Origin of the sequence: Streptomyces sp. NPDC050988 (assembly GCF_044456225.1) — a bacterium.
Lineage (GTDB): Bacteria > Actinomycetota > Actinomycetes > Streptomycetales > Streptomycetaceae > Streptomyces.
Map to the genome: position 1 here is coordinate 635,722 of NZ_JBITFQ010000003.1, position 24,800 is coordinate 660,521.

General features: G+C 68.0%; 21 protein-coding genes, 2 rRNA genes and 1 riboswitch. Of the genes, 6 read left to right on the forward strand and 17 right to left on the reverse strand.

Annotated features, from left to right (window positions below):
• Positions 1–366: 366 nt before the first annotated feature.
• A complete protein-coding gene (locus ACIBEI_RS11095) occupies positions 367–897 on the forward strand; it encodes an SMI1/KNR4 family protein (RefSeq protein WP_398887317.1) in 531 nt (176 codons plus the stop codon).
• A 234-nt stretch (positions 898–1,131) separates the two neighbouring features.
• Here ACIBEI_RS11095 and ACIBEI_RS11100 read toward each other — a convergent pair whose 3' ends face one another.
• Both ACIBEI_RS11100 and ACIBEI_RS11105 read right to left on the reverse strand, forming a co-directional pair.
• Entirely contained in the window at positions 1,132–1,458 is a 327-nt protein-coding gene (locus ACIBEI_RS11100) for a DUF6881 domain-containing protein (protein WP_398887319.1), read from the reverse strand.
• A complete protein-coding gene (locus ACIBEI_RS11105) occupies positions 1,455–1,799 on the reverse strand; it encodes a hypothetical protein (RefSeq protein ID WP_398887321.1) in 345 nt (114 codons plus the stop codon). The genes ACIBEI_RS11100 and ACIBEI_RS11105 overlap by 4 nt, the downstream gene beginning before the upstream one ends.
• Positions 1,800–2,376: 577 nt before the next feature.
• Between ACIBEI_RS11105 and ACIBEI_RS11110 the strand changes: the two genes are divergently transcribed.
• Positions 2,377–3,195, forward strand: a complete 819-nt coding sequence (locus tag ACIBEI_RS11110) for a PhzF family phenazine biosynthesis protein (protein WP_398887323.1) — start codon at positions 2,377–2,379, stop codon at positions 3,193–3,195.
• Between the two features lie 80 nt (positions 3,196–3,275).
• Here the strand turns inward: ACIBEI_RS11110 and ACIBEI_RS11115 are convergent, their stop codons facing one another.
• A complete protein-coding gene (locus tag ACIBEI_RS11115) occupies positions 3,276–4,076 on the reverse strand; it encodes a CPBP family intramembrane glutamic endopeptidase (protein WP_398887324.1) in 801 nt (266 codons plus the stop codon).
• Between the two features lie 203 nt (positions 4,077–4,279).
• On the opposite strand from ACIBEI_RS11115, the gene ACIBEI_RS11120 reads away from it, so the two are divergent.
• The gene (locus tag ACIBEI_RS11120) at positions 4,280–6,049 is read left to right on the forward strand and encodes a substrate-binding and VWA domain-containing protein (protein ID WP_398887326.1); all 1,770 of its coding nucleotides are present in this window, start codon (positions 4,280–4,282) and stop codon (positions 6,047–6,049) included.
• 118 nt (positions 6,050–6,167) lie between these two features.
• Here the strand turns inward: ACIBEI_RS11120 and ACIBEI_RS11125 are convergent, their stop codons facing one another.
• Positions 6,168–7,688, reverse strand: coding sequence for a glutamate--cysteine ligase (locus ACIBEI_RS11125; RefSeq protein ID WP_398887328.1), 1,521 nt, complete (start codon positions 7,686–7,688; stop codon positions 6,168–6,170).
• 567 nt (positions 7,689–8,255) lie between these two features.
• Here ACIBEI_RS11125 and ACIBEI_RS11130 point away from each other — a divergent pair.
• Positions 8,256–8,855 (forward strand): hypothetical protein, encoded by a 600-nt coding sequence (locus tag ACIBEI_RS11130; RefSeq protein ID WP_398887330.1) that lies wholly within the window; start codon positions 8,256–8,258, stop codon positions 8,853–8,855.
• A gap of 402 nt (positions 8,856–9,257) precedes the next feature.
• Positions 9,258–9,461 carry a DUF5999 family protein gene (locus ACIBEI_RS11135; RefSeq protein ID WP_200399633.1) on the forward strand — a complete coding sequence of 68 codons (204 nt, stop codon included), beginning with the start codon at positions 9,258–9,260 and terminating at the stop codon, positions 9,459–9,461.
• Between the two features lie 103 nt (positions 9,462–9,564).
• On the opposite strand, the gene gcvP is transcribed toward ACIBEI_RS11135, so the two are convergent.
• A complete protein-coding gene (gene gcvP, locus ACIBEI_RS11140; RefSeq protein ID WP_398887332.1) occupies positions 9,565–12,450 on the reverse strand; it encodes an aminomethyl-transferring glycine dehydrogenase in 2,886 nt (961 codons plus the stop codon).
• Between the two features lie 187 nt (positions 12,451–12,637).
• Positions 12,638–12,733: riboswitch (glycine riboswitch) on the reverse strand.
• 104 nt (positions 12,734–12,837) lie between these two features.
• On the opposite strand from gcvP, the gene ACIBEI_RS11145 reads away from it, so the two are divergent.
• Entirely contained in the window at positions 12,838–13,212 is a 375-nt protein-coding gene (locus ACIBEI_RS11145) for a PRC-barrel domain-containing protein (RefSeq protein WP_189845296.1), read from the forward strand.
• Between the two features lie 207 nt (positions 13,213–13,419).
• On the opposite strand, the gene ACIBEI_RS11150 is transcribed toward ACIBEI_RS11145, so the two are convergent.
• The 12 genes from ACIBEI_RS11150 to ACIBEI_RS11205 form a co-directional block, all read right to left on the reverse strand.
• Positions 13,420–14,823, reverse strand: a complete 1,404-nt coding sequence (locus ACIBEI_RS11150) for a DNA polymerase IV (RefSeq protein WP_398887334.1) — start codon at positions 14,821–14,823, stop codon at positions 13,420–13,422.
• A gap of 213 nt (positions 14,824–15,036) precedes the next feature.
• On the reverse strand, positions 15,037–15,669 hold the full coding sequence (locus ACIBEI_RS11155) for a MerR family transcriptional regulator (RefSeq protein ID WP_200399629.1): 633 nt from the start codon (positions 15,667–15,669) through the stop codon (positions 15,037–15,039).
• 214 nt (positions 15,670–15,883) lie between these two features.
• Complete coding sequence (locus ACIBEI_RS11160; protein ID WP_006123076.1) at positions 15,884–16,357, reverse strand: bifunctional nuclease family protein; 474 nt, start codon at positions 16,355–16,357, stop codon at positions 15,884–15,886.
• Positions 16,358–16,443: 86 nt separating this feature from the next.
• Positions 16,444–17,178 carry a MerR family transcriptional regulator gene (locus tag ACIBEI_RS11165; RefSeq protein ID WP_359849886.1) on the reverse strand — a complete coding sequence of 245 codons (735 nt, stop codon included), beginning with the start codon at positions 17,176–17,178 and terminating at the stop codon, positions 16,444–16,446.
• 42 nt (positions 17,179–17,220) lie between these two features.
• A complete protein-coding gene (locus tag ACIBEI_RS11170; RefSeq protein ID WP_398887337.1) occupies positions 17,221–18,156 on the reverse strand; it encodes an FHA domain-containing protein in 936 nt (311 codons plus the stop codon).
• A 61-nt stretch (positions 18,157–18,217) separates the two neighbouring features.
• Positions 18,218–19,147: a DUF881 domain-containing protein gene (locus tag ACIBEI_RS11175; RefSeq protein ID WP_398887339.1), complete on the reverse strand. Its 930-nt coding sequence runs from the start codon at positions 19,145–19,147 to the stop codon at positions 18,218–18,220.
• Between the two features lie 5 nt (positions 19,148–19,152).
• Complete coding sequence (locus ACIBEI_RS11180; RefSeq protein ID WP_003988855.1) at positions 19,153–19,485, reverse strand: small basic family protein; 333 nt, start codon at positions 19,483–19,485, stop codon at positions 19,153–19,155.
• Positions 19,482–20,384 (reverse strand): DUF881 domain-containing protein, encoded by a 903-nt coding sequence (locus ACIBEI_RS11185; RefSeq protein ID WP_398887341.1) that lies wholly within the window; start codon positions 20,382–20,384, stop codon positions 19,482–19,484. The genes ACIBEI_RS11180 and ACIBEI_RS11185 overlap by 4 nt, the downstream gene beginning before the upstream one ends.
• Before the next feature lie 90 nt (positions 20,385–20,474).
• A complete protein-coding gene (locus ACIBEI_RS11190; protein ID WP_143644369.1) occupies positions 20,475–22,970 on the reverse strand; it encodes a mannose-1-phosphate guanyltransferase in 2,496 nt (831 codons plus the stop codon).
• A 116-nt stretch (positions 22,971–23,086) separates the two neighbouring features.
• Positions 23,087–23,695: a CDP-alcohol phosphatidyltransferase family protein gene (locus ACIBEI_RS11195; RefSeq protein WP_200399624.1), complete on the reverse strand. Its 609-nt coding sequence runs from the start codon at positions 23,693–23,695 to the stop codon at positions 23,087–23,089.
• Positions 23,696–23,848: 153 nt separating this feature from the next.
• Positions 23,849–23,965, reverse strand: a 5S ribosomal RNA gene (gene rrf, locus ACIBEI_RS11200).
• Between the two features lie 88 nt (positions 23,966–24,053).
• Positions 24,054–24,800, reverse strand: a 23S ribosomal RNA gene (locus tag ACIBEI_RS11205); the annotation flags it as partial.

Genomic DNA, 24,800 nt, shown 5'->3' on the forward strand with positions numbered 1-24,800 from the left:
TTGAGGCGCCACTTGTCACTTCCGTTCCACGGCTCACACGTGTCCAGATCGTATGGGTTGGCACTGACATCAAACGACTGTCCGTGTGCAGGGTGCCCCTGTGATCGCGTGGATCCTGCCGACGGAAACGGTACGAACACTGGCCTCGACACGTGTCCCGTCTCAAATGATCTGGCCCCCGCCCAGACCTGTGACCTGCGGCGACCAGATCACTTGAGACGGAAGCATGCCGGGAATCTCGGTTGATCTGGTCCCGGGCCACGGGACGCCGGATCTTGTCTCAGCTGAACTTGTCCGGCTCCGCCGTTACGACTGATGCTACGACCTGGTAATCCCTCAAGATTCCGGCCATGCCACCCTGTTCGCGTGACACCGAACGAAGACCGTCAGTTTCCTGCCGCGCTCGCCGCCGCCATGGCGGTCCGGTTCGACTACGCCGGCGGTGACGGTGTCGACTTCGAACCCTTCGCGGCCTTCCTGCCCGCCGATGAGACAACCGACTGGCTCCGAGCGTGGACCGGCAACGGCGAGCTGAATGGTGACGACTTCCGTGTGTTCGGGCAGGATGGCACCGGCGGATACGCCGCCTTCTGGCTGGTCCGCCCAGGCCGGGCACTGGTCGAGCAGCCTGTCGTCTTCCTCGGCTCCGAAGGGGAGACCGGTGTCGTCGCGCGCAACCTGGGCGCCTTCCTGTGGCTGCTGGCTGACGGCTTCGGCCCCTGGGAGGCAGCCACCTCGTACGAGCCCGACTGGGTTCCACACCCCAATCGTGAGCTGACGGCCATCGCGGAACAATTCGCACCAGACCACTGCGGGCCGGCATCTGCCGTGATCGAGCAGGCCGTACGAGAGTTCCCCGACTTCGACGACTCCATCATGGATGTCCCGTCTCATTAGATCTTGCAGAGGGCGGGGCCCTGACCTGCGAGGTGACAGGTTGAACCGCGACTTACTGGTGGAATGACAAGGCGTCGCGGAAGACCCGCGGGCGGTGCCGATGGTGCGTCTCATTGATCATGGCGAGGGCTATGCGGCCTCAGCAGGGCTTTGCCGGGATGGTGAGACGCTTGATGCCCGGTTTCGCGTTGAAGATGGCAGATTCCTGGTCAGAGGCCGTAGCAGTGGACGCGTTCAGGAAGGACGTCGCGGCTGAGAATCCTGAAGCTGCCGACGGGCGGTCGACCAAACGATCTCGAACTCATTGGCCGACAACCACTGCGGGTCGTGCCCCTCCCACTCAGAGATAGGCGGTTCCGCGGTCAGACCGTAGACACTCTCGTATTCAGCCAACCGACCGGCACCTTGGGCTTCTTGCCCCTCGACCAGCGAGGCAGCGGCCAAAGCCTTGCTTCCGGGCTCCTGCAACTCGACTTGTCGGATCACGTACCCATCGGTGTCCAGCTCGAAGTAGAACCAGACGGCTTCCTCGTCCCAGAAGCAGCGAACCCAGCGCGTCACTGGTTCACCGCGTCGAAGGGCTCGTCGTGCCAGCGCCAGCCAGCGGTGCTGTCGTCGTGGATGTGCAGCATGAACTCAGCGACCGGACTGCCGTCGGGAATCGTCATGGTGAGCGCACTGCGGATCTGGGTGTAGCAGGCGTCGGCCCGCTCCCAGTCCTCCTCGTCGACAGCCCGCTCTTGCTCAGCGAAGAGGGGGCGGAACTCTTCAAAACCAGGCAGCGTCTCAACTTCGGCGTGAGTCCAGGGCATGTCGGCGCCGGTCACAGTCAGCCGGGCAATCTCCTGCTCACCGTGGTGGAGCCGCCAGATACTGCCGATGGTCAGGTCTGGGTTGGTCACATCCCCATGATGGCGATCACCACTGACAGGCGGGGAGCGAGATCATCGCATCTTCTCGATCATGGGCACGACCATCTCGCGCAGCCGAAGTGAGACAGGCCACCTGTACCGAGACAAGAGCCACCCCAAAACGGGACACCGTCTCGCTCAAACCCGTTCCGGCACCCTGCATCGCGAGATCCGCGCACAGACCAGTGCGACAAGCCGCGGTTCGCTGAGACGGGACAATGGAGCTCTGTCGCTGAACCCGATTGCCTGAGACCAGAGTCGAATCGGACCAGATCACCTGAGACGCGGACCACATCGACCAAGACGGGACAACACGCGAGACGGCAGGCCCGAGACTCGCGATCTGTCTCAACGAACCGAGTCCACGCGTCTCACCCAATCTAGTCCACGCAGGTCAGAAGCACGCGAACGACTAACTTCGATGAGACAGGACAACTGCCGCGGCCCCGCCACGCACGCAGGTCCCCGATCCACGTGGACGCCATGGATCCCCCACGCCCCACCACCGGTCCACCCGCCCCTGATTGGCCTTGGCCCGGGCCTCCGATCAGCGCCTAGCGTCTGCCTCATGCGGATTCGAATCGTCGACGCCTTCACCGACCGCCCCTTCGCCGGCAACCCGGCCGGGGTCCTCCTCTTCGACGCCGCCACGTCCTTCCCGGACGACGCCTGGCTCCAGAACGTGGCCCTGGAGGTCAACCACGCCGAGACCGCGTTCGCCCACCCCCTCCCGGCAGGCGGAGAGGCCGACTGGGCGCTGCGCTGGTTCACGCCCACCGCCGAGGTGGCGATGTGCGGCCACGCGACCCTCGCCACGGCACACGTACTGGCCACGACGGGCGCCGCCCAGGGACCCGTACGGTTCGCGACCGGGAGCGGCGTGCTCATCGCCACCGCGCACGACGACGGCTCGATCACGCTGGACTTCCCGACGGCCCCGCTCACCCCGGTCGACGTCCCGCTGGGCGTCGCCGCGGCCCTGGGGGCCGAGCCGCTCACCGCCCATGACACGGGCCCGAACGTCGGCGACCTGCTGATCGAACTCGCCGACGAGAAGACCGTCCTGGGCCTCTCCCCCGACCTCGCGTCCCTCGCCCACCACTCGGAACGCGGCATCATCGCCACGGCCCGCGCCGGGGACCCCTCCGAGGGCTACGACTTCGTGTCCCGCTGCTTCTTCCCGAACATCGGCATCGACGAGGACCCGGTCACCGGCAGCGCCCACACCGCCCTCGCGCCCTTCTGGTCCGAGCGCCTCGGCCGCACCGCACTCACCGGCCGCCAGGCCTCGTCCCGCTCCGGCCTCGTACGGACCGAACTCCGCGGCGACCGCACGCTGCTCACCGGCCGCGCCGTCACCGTCATCGAGGGCGAACTGCTCGCCTGAACAGCGTGAAGGGGGCGTACGAGATCTCGTACGCCCCCTTCACGCTGTTCAGCCTTGCCGCTGTTCAGCCTTCCCGCTGTTCACGCGGTGGGCAGCCAGCCCACCTTCCCCGCCAGCAGCGCGTACCCGACGAACGCCCCGATGTCGAGCAGCGAGTGGGCGACCACCAGCGGTCCGACGCGGCCCCAGCGGCGGTACAGGTAGACGAAGACCACACCCATCACCATGTTGCCGATGAACCCGCCGATGCCCTGGTAGAGGTGGTACGAGCCGCGCAGCACCGAGCTGGCCACCAGGGCGCCGACCGGTGTCCAGCCCAACTGGTCGAGGCGGCGCAGCAGATAACCGACGACGATGACCTCCTCCAGGACCGAGTTCTGGATCGCGGAGAGGATCAGCACCGGGTACTTCCACCACACCTCGGGCAGCGCCTCGGGCACCACGGTGAGGTTGAAGCCGAGTCCGCGGGCCGCCAGGTAGAAGGCGATGCCCGAGCTGCCGATCACCGCGGCGATCGCGGCGCCCCGGGCCAGATCCGGCCAAGGGCGGGTGCGGTCGAAGCCGAGCGTGCGCAGCCCCTTCCCCTCACGCAGCAGGAAGTGCGCGACGAGGGCGACCGGCACCAGCGCGGAAGCGATCCCGAACAGCTGCCACGCCAGATCGAGCCAGGGACGGCCGGGCGCTGCCGAGGCGTTGAGCGTGGCCGCCTGGTCCTTGAGACCTCCCGGTTTGGTGACCGAACCGACAAAGCTGATCAGCGCGGAGACCCCGCTGGCCCCGAGCGAGACACCCAGTACGAGCAGCGTCTCGTCGCGGAGAATCCGCCGTGCGGGCCGGTCCTCGGGAATCGAATCAGCCACCGACCCTGCCTCCACGTGCACTCCTGCCTCCAGTTGAGCAATCCCGCCTCATCCCCATCTTCGCCCCGCTAGGGTCTCGAAAGAAGTTGCGAAGATCGTGCGCGACAAGCCGTCGGGGGGACGGACACCCTGCGGGCACCCCTCTCCCGATGCCATAGCATTCGGCCATTTCGCCATTCACGGCTTCAACGACTCCGGCTCGACCAGGGAAGGGCACAACCGCCATGGGACGTCACAGCTTGCCCGACGGGTTCCGGTCGGGCGCCACCGGCCCCCGGCGGCGCGCGCGGCGCCGCAACGTGGCGCTCGCGACGGCCCTCGTGTCCGTCCTCGCCGCGGGCACGGCGGCCGCGGTCGAAGGCGGCGTGCTCACCTTCGGCTCGTCCTGCTGGGACACCGCCGTACGCCTGAGGGTCGCCGCCGCTCCCGGCATCGCGCCCGCGCTCAAGGACGCGGCCGGCTACGCCCGCGACAACGACGTGACGTCCGACGGCAGTTGCCTCGACGTGCAGGTGACCGCACGGGAGGCGTACCAGTTCACGGACGACCTGCGGTCGAAGGGGAAGGGCGCCACCGACTTCGAGGCATGGGTGCCGGACTCGGGTGTGTGGGTGAACCGGATCTTGGCGGACGGCAAGTCGACTCCGGTGACGCCCGCGGGCAACGTCGCCTCGTCACCCGTCGGTGTCGCCATGATCCCGACGGCCGCGAAGTCGCTCGGGTGGCCCCGCAAGACGTACAGCTGGACCGAACTGGCGGACGCGACGATGACGAGCGAGCGGCTGAGACTCGGGACGGGCGACCCGTCGCGCAGTGCCACCGGTCTGCTCGCCCTGACGCGGCTGACGCACGCGGTGGACAAGGCCAAGGACGGCGACATCCTGGCCGCGGCCACCGCGAAGGCCCTCTCACTGCGCGCCTCCGACAGCGACAGCCAGGTCCTGGACACCCTGCCGCGCGACCTCTCCGGCACCGAGCAGGGCAACCCGAAGCGCAACCAGGCGCTGATCCTCTCCGAGCAGGCGGCGTTCGCGTACAACACGACCGCGGACAGCGGCGACGACCTCGACCTCTTCTACCCCAAGGACGGCTCGCCCCTGCTCGACTTCCCGTTCGCGCTGGTCGACGAGCCGGCGCTGACCACGGACGAGAGCCGGGCCGCGCTGCGTTTCATGACTCTCCTCGGCGAGCCCGCCGGGCGCCGGATCCTGGAGAAGCACGGCTTCCGTACGGATGACGACGACATCCCGGACAAGCTGGTGACCCGCGCCGGCGGCCGCGCCCCGCAGCCGTACAAGGAGCTGCCGGAGGAACCGGTCACTGACAAGGAGATCGAGGAAGCCCTCGGCATGTGGACGATCACCGTGCGGAGCGCCCGGCTCACCACGGTCGTCGACATCTCCGCGTCCATGTCGAAGCCGGTGCCGGGCACCAGCGAGTCCCGTATGGAGGTGACCAAGGCGGCGCTGTCCCAGGCTCTGGCCTCCTTCACCCCGGAGGACGAGGTGGGGCTCTGGACGTTCTCCAGGAAGGTCGACGGCGAGCGCGACTACCGCGTGCTCGTCCCGACCGAGCGGCTGGCCGGCCGGGCGGCCGGCAGCACCCAGCGGGACCTGCTGTCGGCGGCCTTCGACAGCCTGAAGCCGGTCAAGGACGGCGCCACAGGCCTGTACGACACCACGCTGGCGGCGTACAAGGAGGCCACGGCCTCCTACACGAAGGGCAAGTTCAACGGGCTGGTACTGCTGACCGACGGCGCGAACGACGACCCGGGGAGCATCTCGCGCTCCGCTCTCGTCGCACAGCTCCGGCAGCTGACCGATCCGGACCGCCCGGTGCCGCTGATCGCGATCGCGGTGGGCCCTGAGGCCGACAAGAAGGAGCTCGACGAGATCGCCGAGTCGACCGGGGGCTCGGCCCACCTGGTCACCGACCCGTCCCAGATCCACTCGGTGATCCTCAAGGCCGTCGTACGGGCCGGCGACCAGAAGTGATCACCCACCGACCCCGCCAAGCGTCACTCCGCTGACCCGACCACCACACTTCACCCCACCGACCCGACCACCACACGTCACCCCACCGACCCGGACACCACACGTCACCCCGCCGCCCTCACCCGAGCGAAACGGCGGGCGCCGGTAACCCGACCGGCCAGGTGTGCACGGGCTCACCGAGGTGCATCAGCTCGGCGTACCGTTTCGTCGTGGCGGCCAGCGCGGCATCCCGCCCCATGCCGCCCTCCAACGCCTTGTGGAACGTACGGGACTGCCAGGAGGCCCCGTTGACGCCCCGCTTGCAGCGTTCCTCGATGACGCCGAGGTAGAGGTCCCGGTCGGCCGGCTCGACGCCCCACGCGTCCAGGCCCGCCGCCGCGAGCGGCAGCAGTTCGTCCAGCACCAGCTGTGTCGCGGGCATCCGTGTGGTCCCGCCGTACCTGCCGCGTGGCGGCCACTCCAGCCGCGCGTCGATGCCGTACCGGCAGGCGTGGTCGAAGTTGGCCGCCGCGGCCTCGAAGGGCAGCCGTGTCCACACCGGCCGCGCCTCGCCCGCGAGGGCCCGGACGAGCCCGTAGTAGAAGGCGGCGTTGGCGATGACGTCGGTGACGGTGGGGCCCGCGGGCAGCACGCGGTTCTCCACGCGCAGATGCGGGACGCCGTCGTCGATGCCGTACACCGGCCGGTTCCAGCGGTAGATGGTGCCGTTGTGGAGCACGAGTTCGGCGAGCCTGGGCGTACCGCCCTTGTCGAGGACGGCCTGCGGATCCTCCTCGTCGCAGATGGGCAACAGGGGAGGAAAGAAGCGCAGGTTCTCCTCGAACAGGTCGTACGCCGACGAGATCCACCGCTCCCCGAACCAGGTGCGCGGCCGGACCCCCTGCGCCTGGAGTTCGGGCGGACGGGTGTCGGTGGACTGCAGGAACAGCGGGGGCCGCGACTCGCGCCACAGCTCGCGACCGAACAGGAAGGGCGAGTTGGCGCCCACCGCGACCTGGACGGCGGCCACCGCCTGCGCGGCGTTCCACACGTCGGCGAAGCGTCCGGGGGTGACCTGGAGGTGCAACTGCACGGAGGTGCAGGCGGCTTCGGGCGCGATGGACGCCGAGGTGCAGCTGAGCCGCTCCACGCCCTCGATGTCCAGCCTGAAGTCCTCGCCGCGTGCGGCCACGATCTGGTCGTTGAGCAGCGTGTAGCGGTCCACGTCGGAAAGGTTCGCGGAGACCAGGTCGTCGCGGGCGATCGTCGGCAGAATACCGATCATCACGATTCCGGCATCGACCTCGTTCGCCTTCCGGTGGGCATATGCGAGTGACGTGCGCAACTCCTCGGCGAGCCGGTCGAATACACGGCCGCCGAGCCGGTGGGGAGCAATGTTGACTTCCAGATTGAACATGGCGAGTTCTGTTTGGAAATCCCGGCTCGCGATGCGCTCAAGTACTTGCGCATTCATCATTCTCGGCATGCCGTCAGGACCGGCGAGATTCAGCTCGATCTCCAGGCCCATGAGATTCTTTGGGCGGTCGAACCGCTTCTCCGCCAGCAACCGCGCCAGCCCCGCCAGACACTGCTGGAGCTTTTCGCGGTAGCGCTGCCGATCGGACAGACCGATCGGCCCCGCAACGACCTTCTCCCCCATCGAAGTGTCCCTCCTCGACTGGGCAGCCCGACGAACCGGCCGCTGATGTCCCGGGTCACGTGGGATGATGCCCAGGCAGTGTGATCGATAACGCCCCGGACGAGCCCCCCGGGCGCTACTCTGAACGCGGTTGCCCACAGGCACATTCACCGGGCATGGGGCAGTGCGAGTTTTAGACGATCGACCCTGTCGTGAAAAACGCCGACAGGAACCGGCCGTCCACCCCGGTGGCATATTCCGAGGTCATCGACGGGTACCCCTGGAGAACCAGGACCAAACGCACGTCACGCCGACCGAATTGTCTCTTGCCCTTAATGCGCGGAACGGCTAGACGAAACACCGTCAGAACACGTGTCGTATAAACTCCGCGAACGAGGCAGAGAGTTGGCGTTCGCCATGGTAGGTCCTGCCGTCAAAGTGCCGCCCGCCACGCGGCCGACCCTTCGGGCGAACGACGTCACTTTGACGGCAGGACCTAGGGCCCACGCTCCTCTGACCCGAGAGCTGACAGCGCCGTCCGCCCCCGCCCTCGCGCCACCATGCCTGTCGAATGAGAGGCGACCCACCATGCCGCTGCATGTGCCCCCGGCTCCCGCGCCCGCGTTGCGCACCGTCCTCACCGCCCTCGGTTCCCCCACCGCGGTCCGTGAAGCGCGTACCCCGGCCCTGCGCAATGCCCAGGGACCCGCCACACCCGATCTCCCTCTGCCCGTCCACGTACTCGACCGGATCACCCCGGCGGGCACCTCCGCCACCCGCCTCGCCGGGTGGCGCTTCCTGATCCGCTGCGGCGAACGTGCCGTGGCGGCCGCGGAAACGAGGCTGACCCCCGACGGCTGGGCCTTCTCGCACTTCTTCGAGGGCCCGTACGTCACCGCCACCGAGCGCGCCCTGCGCCAGGCCGAGACGATGACCGGGTCGTACCAGGCCCGTCTGTTGTCCGTACCCGAGCTGTACATGCTCACACTCTGGCTGCACGGTGACTGCGCGGCCGACGGCGCCGAGGGCCATCCAGCGGCCACCGACCTGCTGGTGCCGCTGGCTCCCGCCCCGCCAGGCATCGCCGCGCACCGGCCGCACCGCGTGGCCGAGCTGCTGCCCGTCCTGACCCTTCGGCTCACACCGACACCGACGACGCCCGCCCCGCTGCTCGGCTCACCCGCCTGAGCGCACCCCGGCTTCCGTGCCCCGCGGCCCCACCCCGGCCGCGGGGCACACTGCCGTGCACGGGCACACCGTTCCGCTCCGCTCCGTGACCGCGTGGGGACTGTGTCGCGTGGAGTGACGCCCGGTGGACGCAGCGCACCCCCGGCCCGTCCGGACTAGCCCCATCCGACCATTACGAACCACCCGAAGAGGCAGCCCAGTTGGAATGAACCGTCCGCACGGGTGATGCGTCATCAACCTGTGAGGAGCGCTGACGCCAAATCCCTGCGGATTGACGCCCGTAGGGCAACACTGGGTTCCGGACCATCTGACAAACGGGGGGCGGCAATGAGCATCAGTTCGAGCCGCGGAACAGACACGACACCGATCACCGACCTCACACCAAAGCGAAAGATCCCATCAATGTGCCAGCACCAGCCACCGTGCCCGACAGCCGACTCCGCCGACCGGGAGGCCGCGCTTCTCGTGGCGCACCACCCGGAACAGGGATGGAGCCTGCTGTGCAACGGCGTTCTCCTCTTCGAGGACACCGGTGAGCTCCTGCCGGACGGCCGGATCATCGCTCCGCACCGGCCTGTGGCCATGGACGTGATGACCGCCGCCTGAGCGGCGCGGTGCACCAAGGGCGGCGGGGCAGGCCGTCCGGACACATGAGGGGCCGGCCCGGGAAGCAATCCCGGAACCGGCCCCGACGCATGTCTGTCGGTGCTTACTCTTCGTAGGCGTCCAGCGGCGGGCAGGAGCAGACCAGGTTCCGGTCGCCGTACGCCTGGTCGATCCGGCGCACCGGCGGCCAGTACTTGTCCGCGGCCGAGACACCGGCCGGGAACACCGCCTCCTCGCGGCTGTACGCGTGCTCCCAGGTGTCGCCGAGCGCGGCGGCCGTGTGGGGGGCGTTCCGCAGCGGGTTGTCGTCCGCCGCCCACTCGCCCGAGCCGACCTTCTCGATCTCCGCACGGATGGCGATCATCGCGTCGCAGAACCGGTCGATCTCGGTCAGGTCCTCGCTCTCCGTGGGCTCGATCATCAACGTGCCGGCCACCGGGAACGACATCGTCGGCGCGTGGAACCCGTAGTCGATCAGCCGCTTGGCGACGTCGTCGACGCTCACACCGGTCGCCTTGGCCAGCGGCCGCAGATCGATGATGCACTCGTGCGCCACGAGCCCGCCGGGGCCGGTGTAGAGCACCGGGTAGTGCGGCTCAAGACGCTTGGCGATGTAGTTGGCACTGAGCACGGCGACCTGGGTGGCCCGCTTGAGCCCCTCACCGCCCATGAGACGGACGTACGCCCACGAGATGGGCAGGATGCCCGCCGAACCCCACGGAGCCGCCGAGATCGGGCCCACGCCCGTCTCCGGGCCCGCGGCGGGCTGCAGCGGGTGGTTCGGCAGATACGGCGCCAGGTGCGAGCGCACTCCGACCGGACCCACGCCAGGACCGCCGCCGCCGTGCGGGATGCAGAACGTCTTGTGCAGGTTGAGATGCGAGACGTCGCCGCCGAAGTGCCCCGGCTTGGCGAGCCCCACCAGCGCGTTGAGGTTGGCCCCGTCGACGTACACCTGGCCGCCCGCCTCGTGCACCTGGGCGCAGATGTCGGCGACGTGCTCCTCGAACACCCCGTGCGTCGAGGGGTACGTGATCATCAGCACCGACAGCTCGTCCCGGTGCTGCTCGATCTTGGCCCGCAGGTCCTCGACGTCGATCTCGCCGTCGTCGGCGGTCTTCACGACGACGACCTTCATCCCGGCCATCACCGCACTCGCCGCGTTCGTCCCGTGCGCGGACGACGGGATGAGGCAGACGGTGCGCTGCGCGTCGCCATTGGCCCGATGATAACCGCGTACGGCCAGCAGACCGGCCAGCTCGCCCTGCGAACCGGCGTTGGGCTGCAGCGACACCTTGTCGTAGCCCGTGACCTCGGCCAGCCGCTCCTCCAGCTCACGGATGAGCGTGAGATAGCCCTGCGCCTGCTCGGCGGGCGCGAAGGGATGCAGCTGCCCGAACTCGGGCCAGGTCACCGGCTCCATCTCGGTCGTCGCGTTGAGCTTCATCGTGCAGGAGCCCAGCGGGATCATGCCGCGGTCCAGCGCGTAGTCACGGTCGGCGAGCCGGCGCAGGTAGCGCAGCATCGCGGTCTCGGAACGGTACTGGTGGAAGACCGGGTGCGTGAGGTACTCGTCGGTGCGCAGCAGCCCGGACGGCAGCGTGTCCTCCGTCGCCTCGTCCAGCACGGCCACATCGCCGTCGACGCCGAACGCGGCCCAGACGGCGCCCAGTTGGGCCCGCGTGGTGGTCTCGTCGCAGGCGAGGGACAGGTGGTCGGCGTCGACGAGACGGAGGTTGACCCCGCCCCTGCGCGCGGCAGCGAGCGTCTCGGCCGCCTTGCCCGACACCCGCACGGTGAGCGTGTCGAAGTACGCCTCGTGGACGACCTCGACCCCGCCGGCCTTCAGACCCGCGGCGAGGATCGTGGCGTACCGGTGGGTGCGCCGCGCGATGGACTTCAGGCCCTGGGGACCGTGGTAGACGGCATACATACCGGCCATCACGGCGAGCAGCACCTGAGCCGTACAGATGTTGCTGGTCGCCTTCTCGCGGCGGATGTGCTGCTCACGCGTCTGCAGGGCGAGCCGGTACGCCTTGTTGCCGTCCGCGTCGACCGAGACGCCGACGAGCCGGCCGGGCAGGCTGCGCGCGAACTTCTCACGGACGGCCATGTATCCGGCGTGCGGCCCGCCGAAGCCCATCGGCACACCGAAGCGCTGCGTCGTACCGACCGCGATGTCGGCGCCCAGCTCACCCGGCGAGGCGAGCAGCGTCAGGGCGAGCAGATCGGCGGCGACGGTGACGACCGCGCCCAGCTCGTGCGCCCGCTCGACAACCGGCTCGAGGTCCCGTACGGCACCGGAGGCGCCCGGGTACTGGAGGAGCACGCCGTTGATCTCGCGCTCGGCGAGTTCGGCCGGAATGCCGTCGCTCAGGTCGGCGACGACGACCTCGACGCCGGTCGGCTCGGCGCGGGTCTCGATCACGGCGATGGTCTGCGGCATGGTGTCCGCGTCGACCAGGAACAGGCCCTTCTTGTTCTTGCCCATGCGCCGCGACAGCGCCATGGCCTCGGCGGCCGCCGTGCCCTCGTCGAGCAGCGAGGCCCCGGAGGTCGGCAGACCGGTCAGCTCGGCGACCACGGTCTGGAAGTTGAGCAGCGCCTCCAGCCGACCCTGCGAGATCTCGGGCTGGTAGGGCGTGTAAGCGGTGTACCAGGCCGGATTCTCCATGACATTGCGCAGGATGACGGGCGGCGTGAACGTCCCGTAGTACCCAAGCCCGATCATGGAATCCAGCACCTGGTTGCGGTCCGCGAGGGAACGCAGCTCGGCCAGTACCTCGGCCTCAGTGCGGGCGCCCGGAAGTTCCAGCGAGTCGGCGTTCTTGATCACATCCGGGACCGCGGTGGCCGTCAGCTCGTCGAGCGAGCCGTACCCCACGTGCGCGAGCATCTTCGCCCGGGCCTCGGTGTCGGGCCCGATGTGGCGCTGCTCGAAGGGGATTCCCTGTTCGAGCTCTGAGAGCGGAATACGATGGGCGGTCATTGCGGAGGCCTCCTGGTCTGACGACCTTCGAGGGGCACCACTGCATGGGTGCCCGGACGGCCTCCCCCTCTGTCATCTCAACCTGAGAGCTTCACCGGCCCGCCCGTGAAGGCACACCGGCTTTCACCGTCGGTGAGAGCGGAACCCGTCAAAAAAACTCGAACACCGCTCTGCTTTCCAGAGTGACCTCGTCCATGCGGTACGTGGGCCTGAGAGATTCCGGGGAGGATTTGCTCCTTCGGCGCCTCCGATGAAGCCTGGAGGACTCTCCCGCACGGGGTCAGCAGCCGTTGCCCAGCGTACCAGCGGGGTTCCCTCGAGTGGCCGCCCTCCTCAAAGTGCTCTTTCGTAGTGCTTACGGATGAGTTGCGAGCAGCTGGAGGGCCCGTGCAGACCGACATCGATCCGCGCAACCTGATAGGCCGCAAGGCGTTCGACCGCAACGGCACCAAAATCGGCACCGTCGACGAGGTCTACCTCGACGACGCGACCGGCGTACCGGAGTGGGCGGCCATACGCACCGGCCTGTTCAGCAGAGACGCCTTCGTCCCCCTGGAGCCCAGCGAGCTGGCCGACGGGGCACTGCGCGTCCCCTTCGAACGCGCCCTGATCAAGGACGCCCCCGACTTCGGCGTGGGCCGCCACCTCTCCCCCGAGCAAGAACTCCAGCTCTACCACCACTACGGCCTGGACGTAGCCCCCCCACCCCCCTTCCCGGACCACGACTTCGGCCACCTTGCAGGCAAGGACGACTCCCAGTAAGGGCCGCCTCAAGGGCACGGGAGACGGGCCCGTCTCCAGGAGCGAGGGCGACGCTGGTGCTTTTAGGGGCGCGGGGAACTGCGCGACAAGCCACAGCGGACCGGCACGTACGAACGCACCCCGGCCCCCACCTTCAGGGGCGCGGGGAACTGCGCGACAAGCCACAGCGCACCCGCACTCACAACCACACCCACAACCCCACCCAGCTCACCCCTCCCCAGCCACCCCACCAACCCGAGAATCGCCGACCTCCCGCCCCACCAACGGCAACGGCTCCGCAACCTCCAACAAAGGATCATCGCTCCGAAACGTCCGCACCCGCCCCGGCAAGGAATCCGGCGTCTCGAACCGCACAGTCACCCGCCCCAGCCCACTCCCCTGCACCCACCCGTGCCCGAACTCGGCATGCCGCACATCGTGCCCCGCATGCCACCGCCGCTCCGCGGGAGGCACCGGCTCCTCGGCAACCTCCTCGGCCTCCTCCTTCTCCACATGCTCCGGCTCCTCTGCGGCAGCAGCAGCGGCAGCGGCGGCAGCCGTCCGAGCCTGCGCGAAGAGATCCTCCTGCGTGTAGTCGGCGAGCCCCGAGACCCCCACCCCCAGAAGCCGTACGCCGCCCGTGGTGTCCACGGACTCCAGCAACCGCGCCGCGGCCTCCCGCACCACGGCGGGGTCGTCCGTGGGCCCCCTGAGCGTCTCGGACCGGGTGAGCGTCGAGAAGTCGTACCGCCGCACCTTCAGCACGATGGTCCGCCCCGACAGATGCGCGCCCCGCAACCGCCGCACACACCGGTCGGCGAGCCGCTGGACCTCCATGCGCACCCGCACCCGGTCGTGGATGTCCACGTCGTACGTGTCCTCGACGGACACCGACTTGGTGTCCCGCTCGGCCACCACGGGCCGCACGTCGTGCGCGAGCGCCATGGCGTACAGCGCGACCCCGTGGGCCTTGCCCAGAAGCCGTACGAGCTCGTCCTCGCCCGCCTCGGCGATCTCCCCGACCGTGGTGATCCCGGCCCGCCGCAGATGGTCCCCCGTGGCGGGCCCCACGCCTGGCAGCGTACGTACGGACATCGGCGCGAGCAGTTCCCGCTCGGTGCCCGGCACTATCAGCACCAGCCCGTCCGGCTTGGCCTGCTCGGAGGCGATCTTCGCGAGCATCTTGGAGGCGGCGAGCCCCACGGACCCGGTCAGCCCGGTGACGGCCCTGATGTCCCCGCGCAGCTTCATCCCGGTCAGCTGCGCCGACTCAGCGTCCCAGGCCGTCTGCCCGGCCTCCAGGTCCACGAACGCCTCGTCCAGGCTCAGCGGCTCCACCAGGGGCGACAGATCCCGCAGCAGGCCCATCACCTGCTCGCTGATCTCCCGATAGAGCCCGAAGCGCGGTACGAGATACGCGGCGTTCGGTGCCAGCCGGCGGGCCTGCGCCATGGGCATCGCCGAATGCACCCCGAAGACCCGTGCCTCGTACGAGCAGGTGGCCACCACGCCCCGAGGCCCGAGCCCGCCCACGATGACCGCCTTCCCGCGCAGGCTCGGCTTGGCCGCCTGCTCCGCCGAGGCGTAGAAGGCATCCATGTCGAGATGCAGGATCGTGGGCGCGGTTCTCACATGTCCGATGCTGCCCTACGCCACTGACAATGCCCCGGTACGACCTGTGGACCGCCACGTGGCCGGACCGCCCACGCGCCGAACGGCGGGCGCCGGGCAGCAGGCGACAGGCACCGGGCGATAGGCGGCAGGACCAGAAGGCCCAGACAGGTCCCGGCCCGAAACGCTCCAGACAGTGCCAGGCCCGAAAGACTTCAGACAGCGCCCGCCGACTCAGACCGCACGATTGCGCCGCCGCGCCAGCTCGTCCGCCGGATTGGGCCGGACAAGCGTCTCGCCCGTGTCGACGCGCTCCCCGTGCAGCTGTGAGAGGGCACTCTCGACGTCCCGCCAGACCACGCCCACCGCGATCCCGAAGATGCCCTGTCCGCCCTGGAGGAGCGCGTGGACCTCGTCGGGCGAGGAGCACTCGTAGACCGTCGCGCCGTCGCTCATCAGCGTCATCCGCTCCAGGTCCCGGAACCCGCGCTCACGCAGGTGCTGGACGGTGGTGCGGATGTTCTGCAGCGAGACACCGGTGTCGAGGAACCGCTTGACGATCTTCAGGACGACGACGTCCCGGAAGCTGTAGAGCCGCTGCGTCCCCGACCCGTAGGCGGCCCGCACGCTCGGCTCGACGAGCCCGGTTCTGGCCCAGTAGTCCAGCTGCCGGTAGGTGATGCCCGCGGCCGCGCAGGCCGTGGGCCCCCGATAACCGACCTCCTCGGACGCCACCCCACCGTCCTCGGGCACCGCTGTCGGCCGCTGTACGTGATCGGCCGCGCTGCTGTGAAGCGGGTACGGGCTGCTCTCCCCCAGACCGGGTCCAGGGGCACCCCCAGCCGTACCGTCGCCGCTGCTTCTCACGCCGACCTCCGTCCTTGACCTGCCTTCTCGACGGTAGGCAGCCACCGGGGGTGCGTCAACGACCGCCACACTCGGCACGCCGAGTGATAATCACCCTAGGAGTGGTTTCCCGTGTCCCACCGCGGGGAAAGGCTAGCCGAATGCTCTCGGGACAACCGCCGCACGGCCTGTTGTCCGGCGGTCCCGGAGGGTCACTGGAGCCCGGACCGGAAGGTCACTGACTGTTGGTCCCGAAGTCCTCGGGCGAGATCTGGTCGAGGAACTCGCGGAACTTCTCCACCTCGTCCTCCTGCTCGTCCGGGATCGCAATGCCGGCGTCGTCCAGCACCCCGTCGCTGCCGTAGATCGGCGTCCCGGTGCGCAGCGCGAGCGCTATGGCGTCGGACGGCCGGGCGCTGACCTCGACCCCGCTGGCGAACACCAGCTCCGCATAGAAGACGCCCTCCCGCAGGTCCGTGATGCGCACCTCGGTGAGCTCCTGGCCGACGGCCTCCAGCACGTCCTTGAACAGGTCGTGGGTCAGCGGTCGCGCGGGGGCCATGCCCTGCTGTGCGAAGGCGATCGCCGTCGCCTCCCCCGGCCCGATCCAGATGGGGAGGTAACGGTCGCCTCCCACTTCACGCAGGAGCACGATCGGTTGGTTGGAGGGCATTTCGACCCGGACACCTACGACGTCGAGCTCGTTCACACAGCAACCCTAGGCCGTGCCCGGCATCTTTGGGTAGTCGGGCACGGATTGGGCGCCCGATCCTGCGCTCCGCACGACCCACCGGATCAGGGCAGCCGCACCCCGAGCGCGGACTGCACCAGCGCGGCGTGCAGCTTCACCGCGAGCCCCGCCAGCTCCTTGGTCTGCGCCTCCGCGTGCGCCCTGGTCTGCGGATTGCGGTGCCGCCGCAGCGGGGCCACGACCTGGTCGACCAGGCCGGCCTCACGGTCGGCGGCGGCCTTCACGGCACGCAGATGGCGCGGCTCGATCCCGAACCGCCCCAGTTCCACGACGAGACCGGCCACGGTCACCGCCTCGGCGTCGTAGACCCCCTCCGGCAGCGGTGTGATGAGCCCGTACGACTCCCACTCCTCGAGCTCCTGCTCGCCGATCTCCACGGCGGCCAGCAGCTCGGCACGCCCGATCCGGGCCACGGTCGGCCCCTCGGACTCGCAGAGCACCTCACCGTCGCGCTGACGCCCCACGGACGGCAACGGCAGCGCCTCACCGCGCTCCACGGCGTCCAGGTGCTCGCGGATCACCTTCAGGGGCAGATAGTGGTCCCGCTGCATCCTCAGGACGTGCCCGAGGCGCTCCACGTCACCCGGGCTGAACTTCCGGTACCCCGACGGGGTCCGCTGCGGCTCGATGAGCCCCTCCGACTCCAGGAAACGGATCTTGGAGATGGTGACTTCGGGGAACTCGTCGCGCAGCACATTGAGCACCGTGCCGATGCTCATCAGTCCGTTGTCCATGGCGGCGGTGCCGTGGCCGACACCGCCGCTCGGTGTTCGAAGCATGGACCTTCCTGAGGGTCCCCCCGGACCGGATCCGGGGGCGGGTCAGATACCCCGCTGGCTCGCGTAGAAGACCAGCCGGTACTTGCCGATCTGCACCTCGTCGCCGTTCGACAGCGGGACCGAGTCGATCCGCTCCCGGTTGACGTACGTGCCGTTGAGGCTGCCGACGTCCGCCACCGTGAACGAGCCGTCGGAAACGCGACGGAACTCCACATGGCGGCGCGACACGGTCACGTCGTCCAGGAAGATGTCGCTCTGCGGATGACGGCCGGCGGTGGTCAGCTCGCCGTCCAGCAGGAAGCGGCTGCCCGAGTTGGGCCCGCGGCGCACCACCAGGAGCGCCGAGCCGAGCGGCAGCGCGTCGACGGCGGCCTGCGCCTCGGGCGAGAGCATCGGCATCTGCGTCTGGCCGGTGACCTCGGCGTCGTAGGCCTCGAGGCCCGAGATGGAGATCGTCGAGGTGGTCTCCGACGGACGCTCGGGGGTCGCCCCGGCCCGCAACGGAGCACCGCAGTTGGAGCAGAAGCGGCTCGCCTCCGCGTTGCGGTTACCGCACCTCGTACACACCAGGGCCGACATGGACGGATCCTCCTGCCGCGGCTGCCCCGTCGGGGCGTTGGACGCATACGGGTCGGAGCCGAAACCTATGCGTCCCGACTGGGCAGGGTCAACAGACGGCGCGCCCTGACCACCGGAAATGTCACCGCCGGGACCACCGACCTGGTCGCGGAACAGAGGGCGGTCCCCCTGATCCTCGCCCTCCGCGGGGCGCGGTGCACGATGGCGGGCAGTCGCGTTGTCGCTGCCCTCTCGCGCGCTCTTGCCGAACAACTTCGCAAACAACTTCACGGGCGATTCCCCTTGACCGAAACAGACCCGCCCGTGGGGCAGGACGAACCCTGATTGCACACACCGGCCGAGCCGGACACCCTCACAACGTCCGTATCCACCAGACAGTTTCCACCACGCACCACCCATTCGGTGCGTCGACCCCCCGCAACCTCATGCCCTCGAGGAGCGGCCCCCAAGCGCCCCCGGTTCACTGGGAGGACGACCGAGCGTAGTCAGGCCGCTTCGCCGGTCGCAAGGCGTCCACGATGATCTTGTCCGATCGTTCCACCGTGACAGTGGCCTGCTCCTTCTCCAAAGTCTGCACCACTCCACCCGGGATGTTGAGCGCAGGTTCGAGGTCCTGGGGCTTGCCGATGACCTTGAAACGATAGGGGGCGCTGATCTTGTTCCCGTCGACGGCCACTCCGTCGCTCACATCCGTCAGATAGGTGCCCGCGACGACCCTTACACCGTTGACCTGGATCGCCTCCGCTCCGGCGGCACGCAACTCCTGGATCGCGTCGAGCAGCATGTCGGCCTCGACCGTCCCCTTCTCGTCCTCGATGGTCAGCGTGATGCCGGGGCCCTGCGCCGCCACGGTGCCCGCCAGGATGCCGAGTTGCTTCTCCTTCTCGACCGTCTGCTTGCGGGCCTCCTCGGCCTGGTCCGAACTGTTCTCCAGCTCGGTGCGCTGATCCTCCAGCCCCTGCTTCTCCTCTTCCAGACGCTGCGTACGGTCGTCCAGTTCATCGAGGATGCGTACGAGATCCTCCTGACGCGCGCCGCGGAGGGCGCCGTCGCTGTCGCTGTTGGACGCCACCTGGACGGCGAGACCGAAACCGAGGCCGAACAGCAGGAGGGCGACGATGAACTGCGCACGCGACACACGCGGCGGCCAGAGACCCTTCACCAGCCGCTGGCGGCCGGTCAGAACCGGCTTGCGCGGTTCCGCCTCGGCGTCCGGCGACTCCGGATCCTCCTGTGCCCGCACCTCTTGAGGAAGCTCCTTGCGCAGACGGTTCTCGGATGCCTCCGGAGCCTCTGGACCCTTTGGGGTCTCAGGGGACTCTGAGGTCTTTGGGGCCTTTGGGGTTTCTGAAGTCTCTGGGGTCTCTGGGGTCTCGCCCTGGCTGCTCATCGGCCTCACGCCCGGAAGACGTGACGGCGGATCGCCGCGGCGTTGGAGAAGATCCGGATGCCGAGGACGACCACGACACCCGTGGACAGCTGAGCGCCCACACCCAACTTGTCACCGAGGAAGACGATCAGCGCCGCCACGACAACGTTGGACAGGAACGACACCACGAACACCTTGTCGTCGAAGATGCCGTCGAGCATCGCCCGCAGACCTCCGAACACGGCGTCGAGCGCCGCGACGACGGCGATCGGAAGATAGGGCTCGACCACCGCCGGAACCTCGGGCCGGACCAACAATCCAGCCACGACTCCCACGACGAGGCCCAGTACGGCGATCACGATGTGCCTTTCTCTGTGTTCGGTTGCGCTGTTCGTACGATCACACTCGGTGCGGCGGGCAGCCGGACGTCGTCCTCGACGGAAATGCCGGTCCAGATATGGAAGTTCTTCCGGAGGGCGTCCAGATACTGTCCGTCGCCGCTGTTCTGGAACGCGGTGCGCAGCCGCTCGCCGTCCCCCACCGCCAGCACCGTGTAGGGCGGCACGAGGGGCTTGTTGTCGACCAGTATCGCGTCACCGGCAGCCCGGATCGCAGACAGTGCCGTCAGCCGCTGTCCGTTGATCGAGATGGCCTCGGCGCCCGACTCCCACAGCCCGTTGACCACGCGCTGCATGTCGCGGTCGCGCACCCGCCCGGTGTCGGAGAAGCCCGACGTCTCGCGTGCGTCTCCGTCGCCGCCCTGGTCGGCTTCCTTGGCGTCGTCCACGACGAGCTTCACACCGGGGCCGTGCACCTCGACCGCGCCGGCCAGGATGCCCACCAGCTCGCCCTGGTCGCCACCATGCTTCTTCAACGCCTCGCGCTGCCGCGCGCTCACGTCGTCGCGGAGCTTGTCGATACTGCCCTCGAGCTTGTCGGCCGTCGACGTCTCGCGGTCGATGCGGTCGATGAGTTCCTCGCGCTCCTTGGCGACGACCGGAGCCGCTATCCGCGCCTGCGCGGCCCCCACGGTCACTACAAGGGCCGCGAGCACCAGACCGGCGGCGAGTCCGAGCTTCGCCCGCAACGTCTTCGGCAGGGCGCCGGTCCCGTCGGCCTTCTTGCGGGCAGCCGCCTCCGCGTACCCGTCGTCGAGGCTGTGGTCCATGACGTTGGTGAGCAGCGACATGGAAGCGTCCGGGCGCGGGGGGCGCGTAGGAGTGCTCCGAACGGGGGGCTGCTGCGGCATGCCGCACATCGTCGCACGTCGCGGGCAGTACCTCCGAATGGCCCCACCGTCGTGCCGGACGTGCCCCTTTGGAGCACATCCGGCACGCGCGCGTGCGACTCAGCGACCGGCGCTGTCCACCACCGACGACCACTCGTCGAGCAGGGCCTGGGCGGACGCGTCGTCGGGCCCCTCCGCCCACAGATGCGTGACCGCCTCCGCCCGGTCCGGAAGAACCATCACCCAGCGCCCGTCGGTCTCCACCACCCGTACGCCGTCGGTCGTGTCCACGAACCGGTCTCCGGCCGCCTCGACCACGCGCCGCATCACAAGTCCCTTGACCGCCCAGGGAGTCGCGAGATCACGCTTGAGGACGTGCGCCCGCGGAATCCGCGCGTCGATCTGGCTGAGAGTCAGCTGCGTCCGCGCCACCAGACCGATGAGCCGTACGAAGGCCGCCGTGCCGTCGAAGACACTGCTGAACTCCGGCACGATGAAGCCACCGCGCCCGTCGCCTCCGAAGATCGTCGACTCCTCGCGCCCGACGCGCGTCAGATCGTCCGGCGACGTCGTCGTCCAGTCGACCTGGGTCCCGTGGTACGCCGCCACCTGCTCGGCGATCCTCGTGGTGGTCACGGGCAACGCGACCCGCCCGCTACGCCGTTCGGCCGCCACCAGGTCGAGCATCACGAGCAGCGCCCGGTCGTCCTCGATGATCCGGCCCTTCTCGTCGACGAGCGACAGCCGCTCGCCCACCGGGTCGAACCGCACCCCGAACGCGGCGCGCGCGGACGCCACGATCTCGCCGAGCCGCACCATCCCCGACCTGCGGGCGTCCGCGGTCTCCGTGGGCCGCGACTCGTCGAGACCGGGATTGATGGTCAGCGAGTCGACCCCCAGCTTGCCCAGGAGGCTGGGCAGCACCAGCCCGGCACTGCCGTTCGACGCGTCCACGACCACCTTCAGCCCGGACTCGGCGATCCCGGTGGTGTCCACGTTCCGCAGCAGAGAACCGGTGTAAGAGTCGAAGACGCTGGCCGGGAAGTGCAGGTCCCCGATCTCGCCCGGGAACGCACGCCGGTACTCCTGCCGCGCGAACACCCGGTCCAGCTTCCGCTGGCTCCCCTGCGAGAGATCCGCCCCACGCCCGTCGAAGAACATGATGTCGACGGAGTCGGGAACCCCGGGCGTCGTCCGGATCATGATCCCGCCGGCACTGCCCCGAGCGGTCTGCTGCCGAGCCACCGGCAGCGGTACGTTCTCCAGGTCCCGTACGTCGATGGCGCTGGTCTGCAGTGCCGAGATGACCGCCCGCTTGAGCGCACGGGCGCCTCGCGAGTGGTCACGGGCCGTCGTGACGGTCGAGCCCTTCTTGAGCGTCGTCGCATACGCACCCGCCAGGCGTACGGCCAGCTCTGGCGTGATCTCGACGTTCAGGATCCCGGAGACTCCTCGGGCTCCGAAGAGATGGGCCTGGCCCCGGGACTCCCAGATGACCGACGTATTGACGAAGGCGCCGGCCTCGATGGTCTTGAACGGATAGACCCGCACATTGCCCTGAACGATCGATTCTTCACCGACCAGGCACTCGTCCCCAATGACGGCGCCGTCCTCGATCCGGGCGGCCCGCATGATGTCGGTGTTCTTTCCGATGACACAGCCGCGCAGATTGCTGTGCTGGCCGATGTACACGTTGTCGTGCAGCACGGCCTTGTGCAGAAACGCCCCTGCCTTCACGACGACATTGGAGCCCACCACGGTGTGCTCGCGGATTTCGACGTCCGCCTCGACCTTGGCGTAGTCCCCGATGTAGAGCGGTCCTCGCAGTACGGCGTCGGGATGTACTTCGGCGCCTTCCGCGACCCAGACCCCGGGCGAGATCTCGAAGCCGTCGAGCTCGACGTCGACCTTGCCCTCCAGGACATCGGCCTGCGCCTTGACGTAGCTCTCGTGCGTGCCGACGTCCTCCCAGTAGCCCTCGGCGATATAGCCGTAGATCGGCTTGCCCTCCTTCATCAGCTGAGGGAAGACATCGCCGGACCAGTCGACGGAGACATCGGCCTCGACATAGTCGAACACCTCCGGCTCCATGACGTAGATACCGGTGTTCACGGTGTCCGAGAAAACCTGGCCCCAGGTGGGCTTCTCGAGAAAGCGCTCGACCTTGCCTTCCTCGTCCACGATGGTGATGCCGAATTCAAGCGGATTCGGGACACGGGTCAGACAGACCGTGACCAGCGCGCCCTTTTCCTTGTGGAAATTGATCAGATCAGTGAGGTCGAAGTCGGTCAGAGCATCACCGGAGATCACGAGGAAGGTGTCGTCCTTCAGCGCTTCCTCGGCGTTCTTGACACTGCCGGCAGTACCGAGTGGCTTCTCCTCATTGGCATAGGTGAGCTCCATACCGAGCTCTTCACCGTCACCGAAGTAGTTCTTGACGAGAGAGGCCAGGAACTGGACAGTAACGACGGTCTCGTTGAGCCCATGCCGCTTGAGCAGCCGTAGCACATGCTCCATGATCGGGCGATTGGCCACGGGCAGGAGCGGCTTGGGCATGCTTGAGGTCATGGGGCGAAGGCGTGTGCCTTCACCTCCGGCCATCACGACGGCCTTCATGTCGGAAGCGTCCTCCTTGAAGAGACGACGGTCTAGCCGACTTCACCCGTCAGATTGTCCCGCACATTCTGCTTGCGGGCCATCAGAGGCCACTAACGGCCGCCCATTCGGCGAGCTCAATCGGCCATGGTGTCCGCGCGGACAAGGCGGCGGACCTGAACCACGTAGAGGATCCCTGCCCACCAGTAGAGCGTTGTACCCCATCCCGCGAACGCCCATCCGAAAATAGCAGCGAGTGACGCAAGCCATCCACTTCCGTCACTGAGCAGCAGCAACGGGAAGGCGTACATCAGGTTGAACGTAGCAGCCTTCCCAAGGAAGTTCACCTGCGGTGGCGGATAGCCGTGACGCCTGAGGATGCCCACCATCACCAGAAGAAGCAGCTCACGCGCCAGCAGGACACTTGTCAGCCAGAGCGGCAGAATCTCGCGCCAGGTGAGCCCGACCAAAGTCGACAGAATGTAGAGCCGGTCGGCCGCGGGGTCCAGCAGCCGGCCGAGACTGCTGATCTGGTTCCAGCGACGGGCCAGCTTGCCGTCCAAATAGTCGCTGATGCCACTGAGCATGAGCACCAGGAGTGCCCAGCCGTCACTCTGGGGACCACCGAACTCCGGCCTGAGGATCAGCCACAGGAACAGCGGCACGCCTGCGAGACGCGCCATGCTGAGGATGTTCGGGATGGTGAGCACCCGGTCTGTCTGGACGCGGGTCTCCTGGACCTCCACCCGGGGGCCTCCTGTGGGAACGTGCCGACGATGCCCCCTGACCTTACCCTCAGGCATCTGCCCGCAGCGCGGAGGGGGTTCGGCCGCCGTCCCGGAAAACAAAAAAGCTCCGGTTCTTGGACTGAAAGTCCAAGAACCGGAGCTCTAAAAGGAGTTCGGCGGTGTCCTACTCTCCCACAGGGTCCCCCCTGCAGTACCATCGGCGCTGTAAGGCTTAGCTTCCGGGTTCGGAATGTAACCGGGCGTTTCCCTCACGCTATGACCACCGAAACACTATGAAACAGACAAACCGGAGCCATAATCATGGCTACAACGGTTGTTCGTGGTTTCAGAACCAACACAGTGGACGCGAGCAACTGAGGACAAGCCCTCGGCCTATTAGTACCAGTCAGCTTCACCCCTTACGAGGCTTCCACATCCGGCCTATCAACCCAGTCGTCTACTGGGAGCCTTAACCCATCAAGTGGGTGGGAATACTCATCTCGAAGCAGGCTTCCCGCTTAGATGCTTTCAGCGGTTATCCCTCCCGAACGTAGCCAACCAGCCATGCCCTTGGCAGGACAACTGGCACACCAGAGGTTCGTCCGTCCCGGTCCTCTCGTACTAGGGACAGCCCTTCTCAATATTCCTACGCGCACAGCGGATAGGGACCGAACTGTCTCACGACGTTCTAAACCCAGCTCGCGTACCGCTTTAATGGGCGAACAGCCCAACCCTTGGGACCGACTCCAGCCCCAGGATGCGACGAGCCGACATCGAGGTGCCAAACCATCCCGTCGATATGGACTCTTGGGGAAGATCAGCCTGTTATCCCCGGGGTACCTTTTATCCGTTGAGCGACGGCGCTTCCACAAGCCACCGCCGGATCACTAGTCCCGACTTTCGTCCCTGCTCGACCCGTCGGTCTCACAGTCAAGCTCCCTTGTGCACTTACACTCAACACCTGATTGCCAACCAGGCTGAGGGAACCTTTGGGCGCCTCCGTTACTCTTTAGGAGGCAACCGCCCCAGTTAAACTACCCATCAGACACTGTCCCTGATCCGGATCACGGACCCAGGTTAGACATCCAGCACGACCAGACTGGTATTTCAACGACGACTCCAC

Coding starts and splice junctions, on each gene's coding strand:
- ACIBEI_RS11130 (WP_398887330.1), top strand. CDS start 8,256: ATGCCGCTGCATGTGCCCCCGGCTCCCGCGCCCGCGTTGCGCACCGTC.
- ACIBEI_RS11135 (WP_200399633.1), top strand. CDS start 9,258: ATGTGCCAGCACCAGCCACCGTGCCCGACAGCCGACTCCGCCGACCGG.
- ACIBEI_RS11120 (WP_398887326.1), top strand. CDS start 4,280: ATGGGACGTCACAGCTTGCCCGACGGGTTCCGGTCGGGCGCCACCGGC.
- ACIBEI_RS11165 (WP_359849886.1), bottom strand. CDS start 17,178: ATGCTTCGAACACCGAGCGGCGGTGTCGGCCACGGCACCGCCGCCATG.
- ACIBEI_RS11110 (WP_398887323.1), top strand. CDS start 2,377: ATGCGGATTCGAATCGTCGACGCCTTCACCGACCGCCCCTTCGCCGGC.
- gcvP (WP_398887332.1), bottom strand. CDS start 12,450: ATGACCGCCCATCGTATTCCGCTCTCAGAGCTCGAACAGGGAATCCCC.
- ACIBEI_RS11170 (WP_398887337.1), bottom strand. CDS start 18,156: ATGGGTGGTGCGTGGTGGAAACTGTCTGGTGGATACGGACGTTGTGAG.
- ACIBEI_RS11190 (WP_143644369.1), bottom strand. CDS start 22,970: ATGAAGGCCGTCGTGATGGCCGGAGGTGAAGGCACACGCCTTCGCCCC.
- ACIBEI_RS11185 (WP_398887341.1), bottom strand. CDS start 20,384: ATGTGCGGCATGCCGCAGCAGCCCCCCGTTCGGAGCACTCCTACGCGC.
- ACIBEI_RS11175 (WP_398887339.1), bottom strand. CDS start 19,147: ATGAGCAGCCAGGGCGAGACCCCAGAGACCCCAGAGACTTCAGAAACC.
- ACIBEI_RS11125 (WP_398887328.1), bottom strand. CDS start 7,688: ATGGGGGAGAAGGTCGTTGCGGGGCCGATCGGTCTGTCCGATCGGCAG.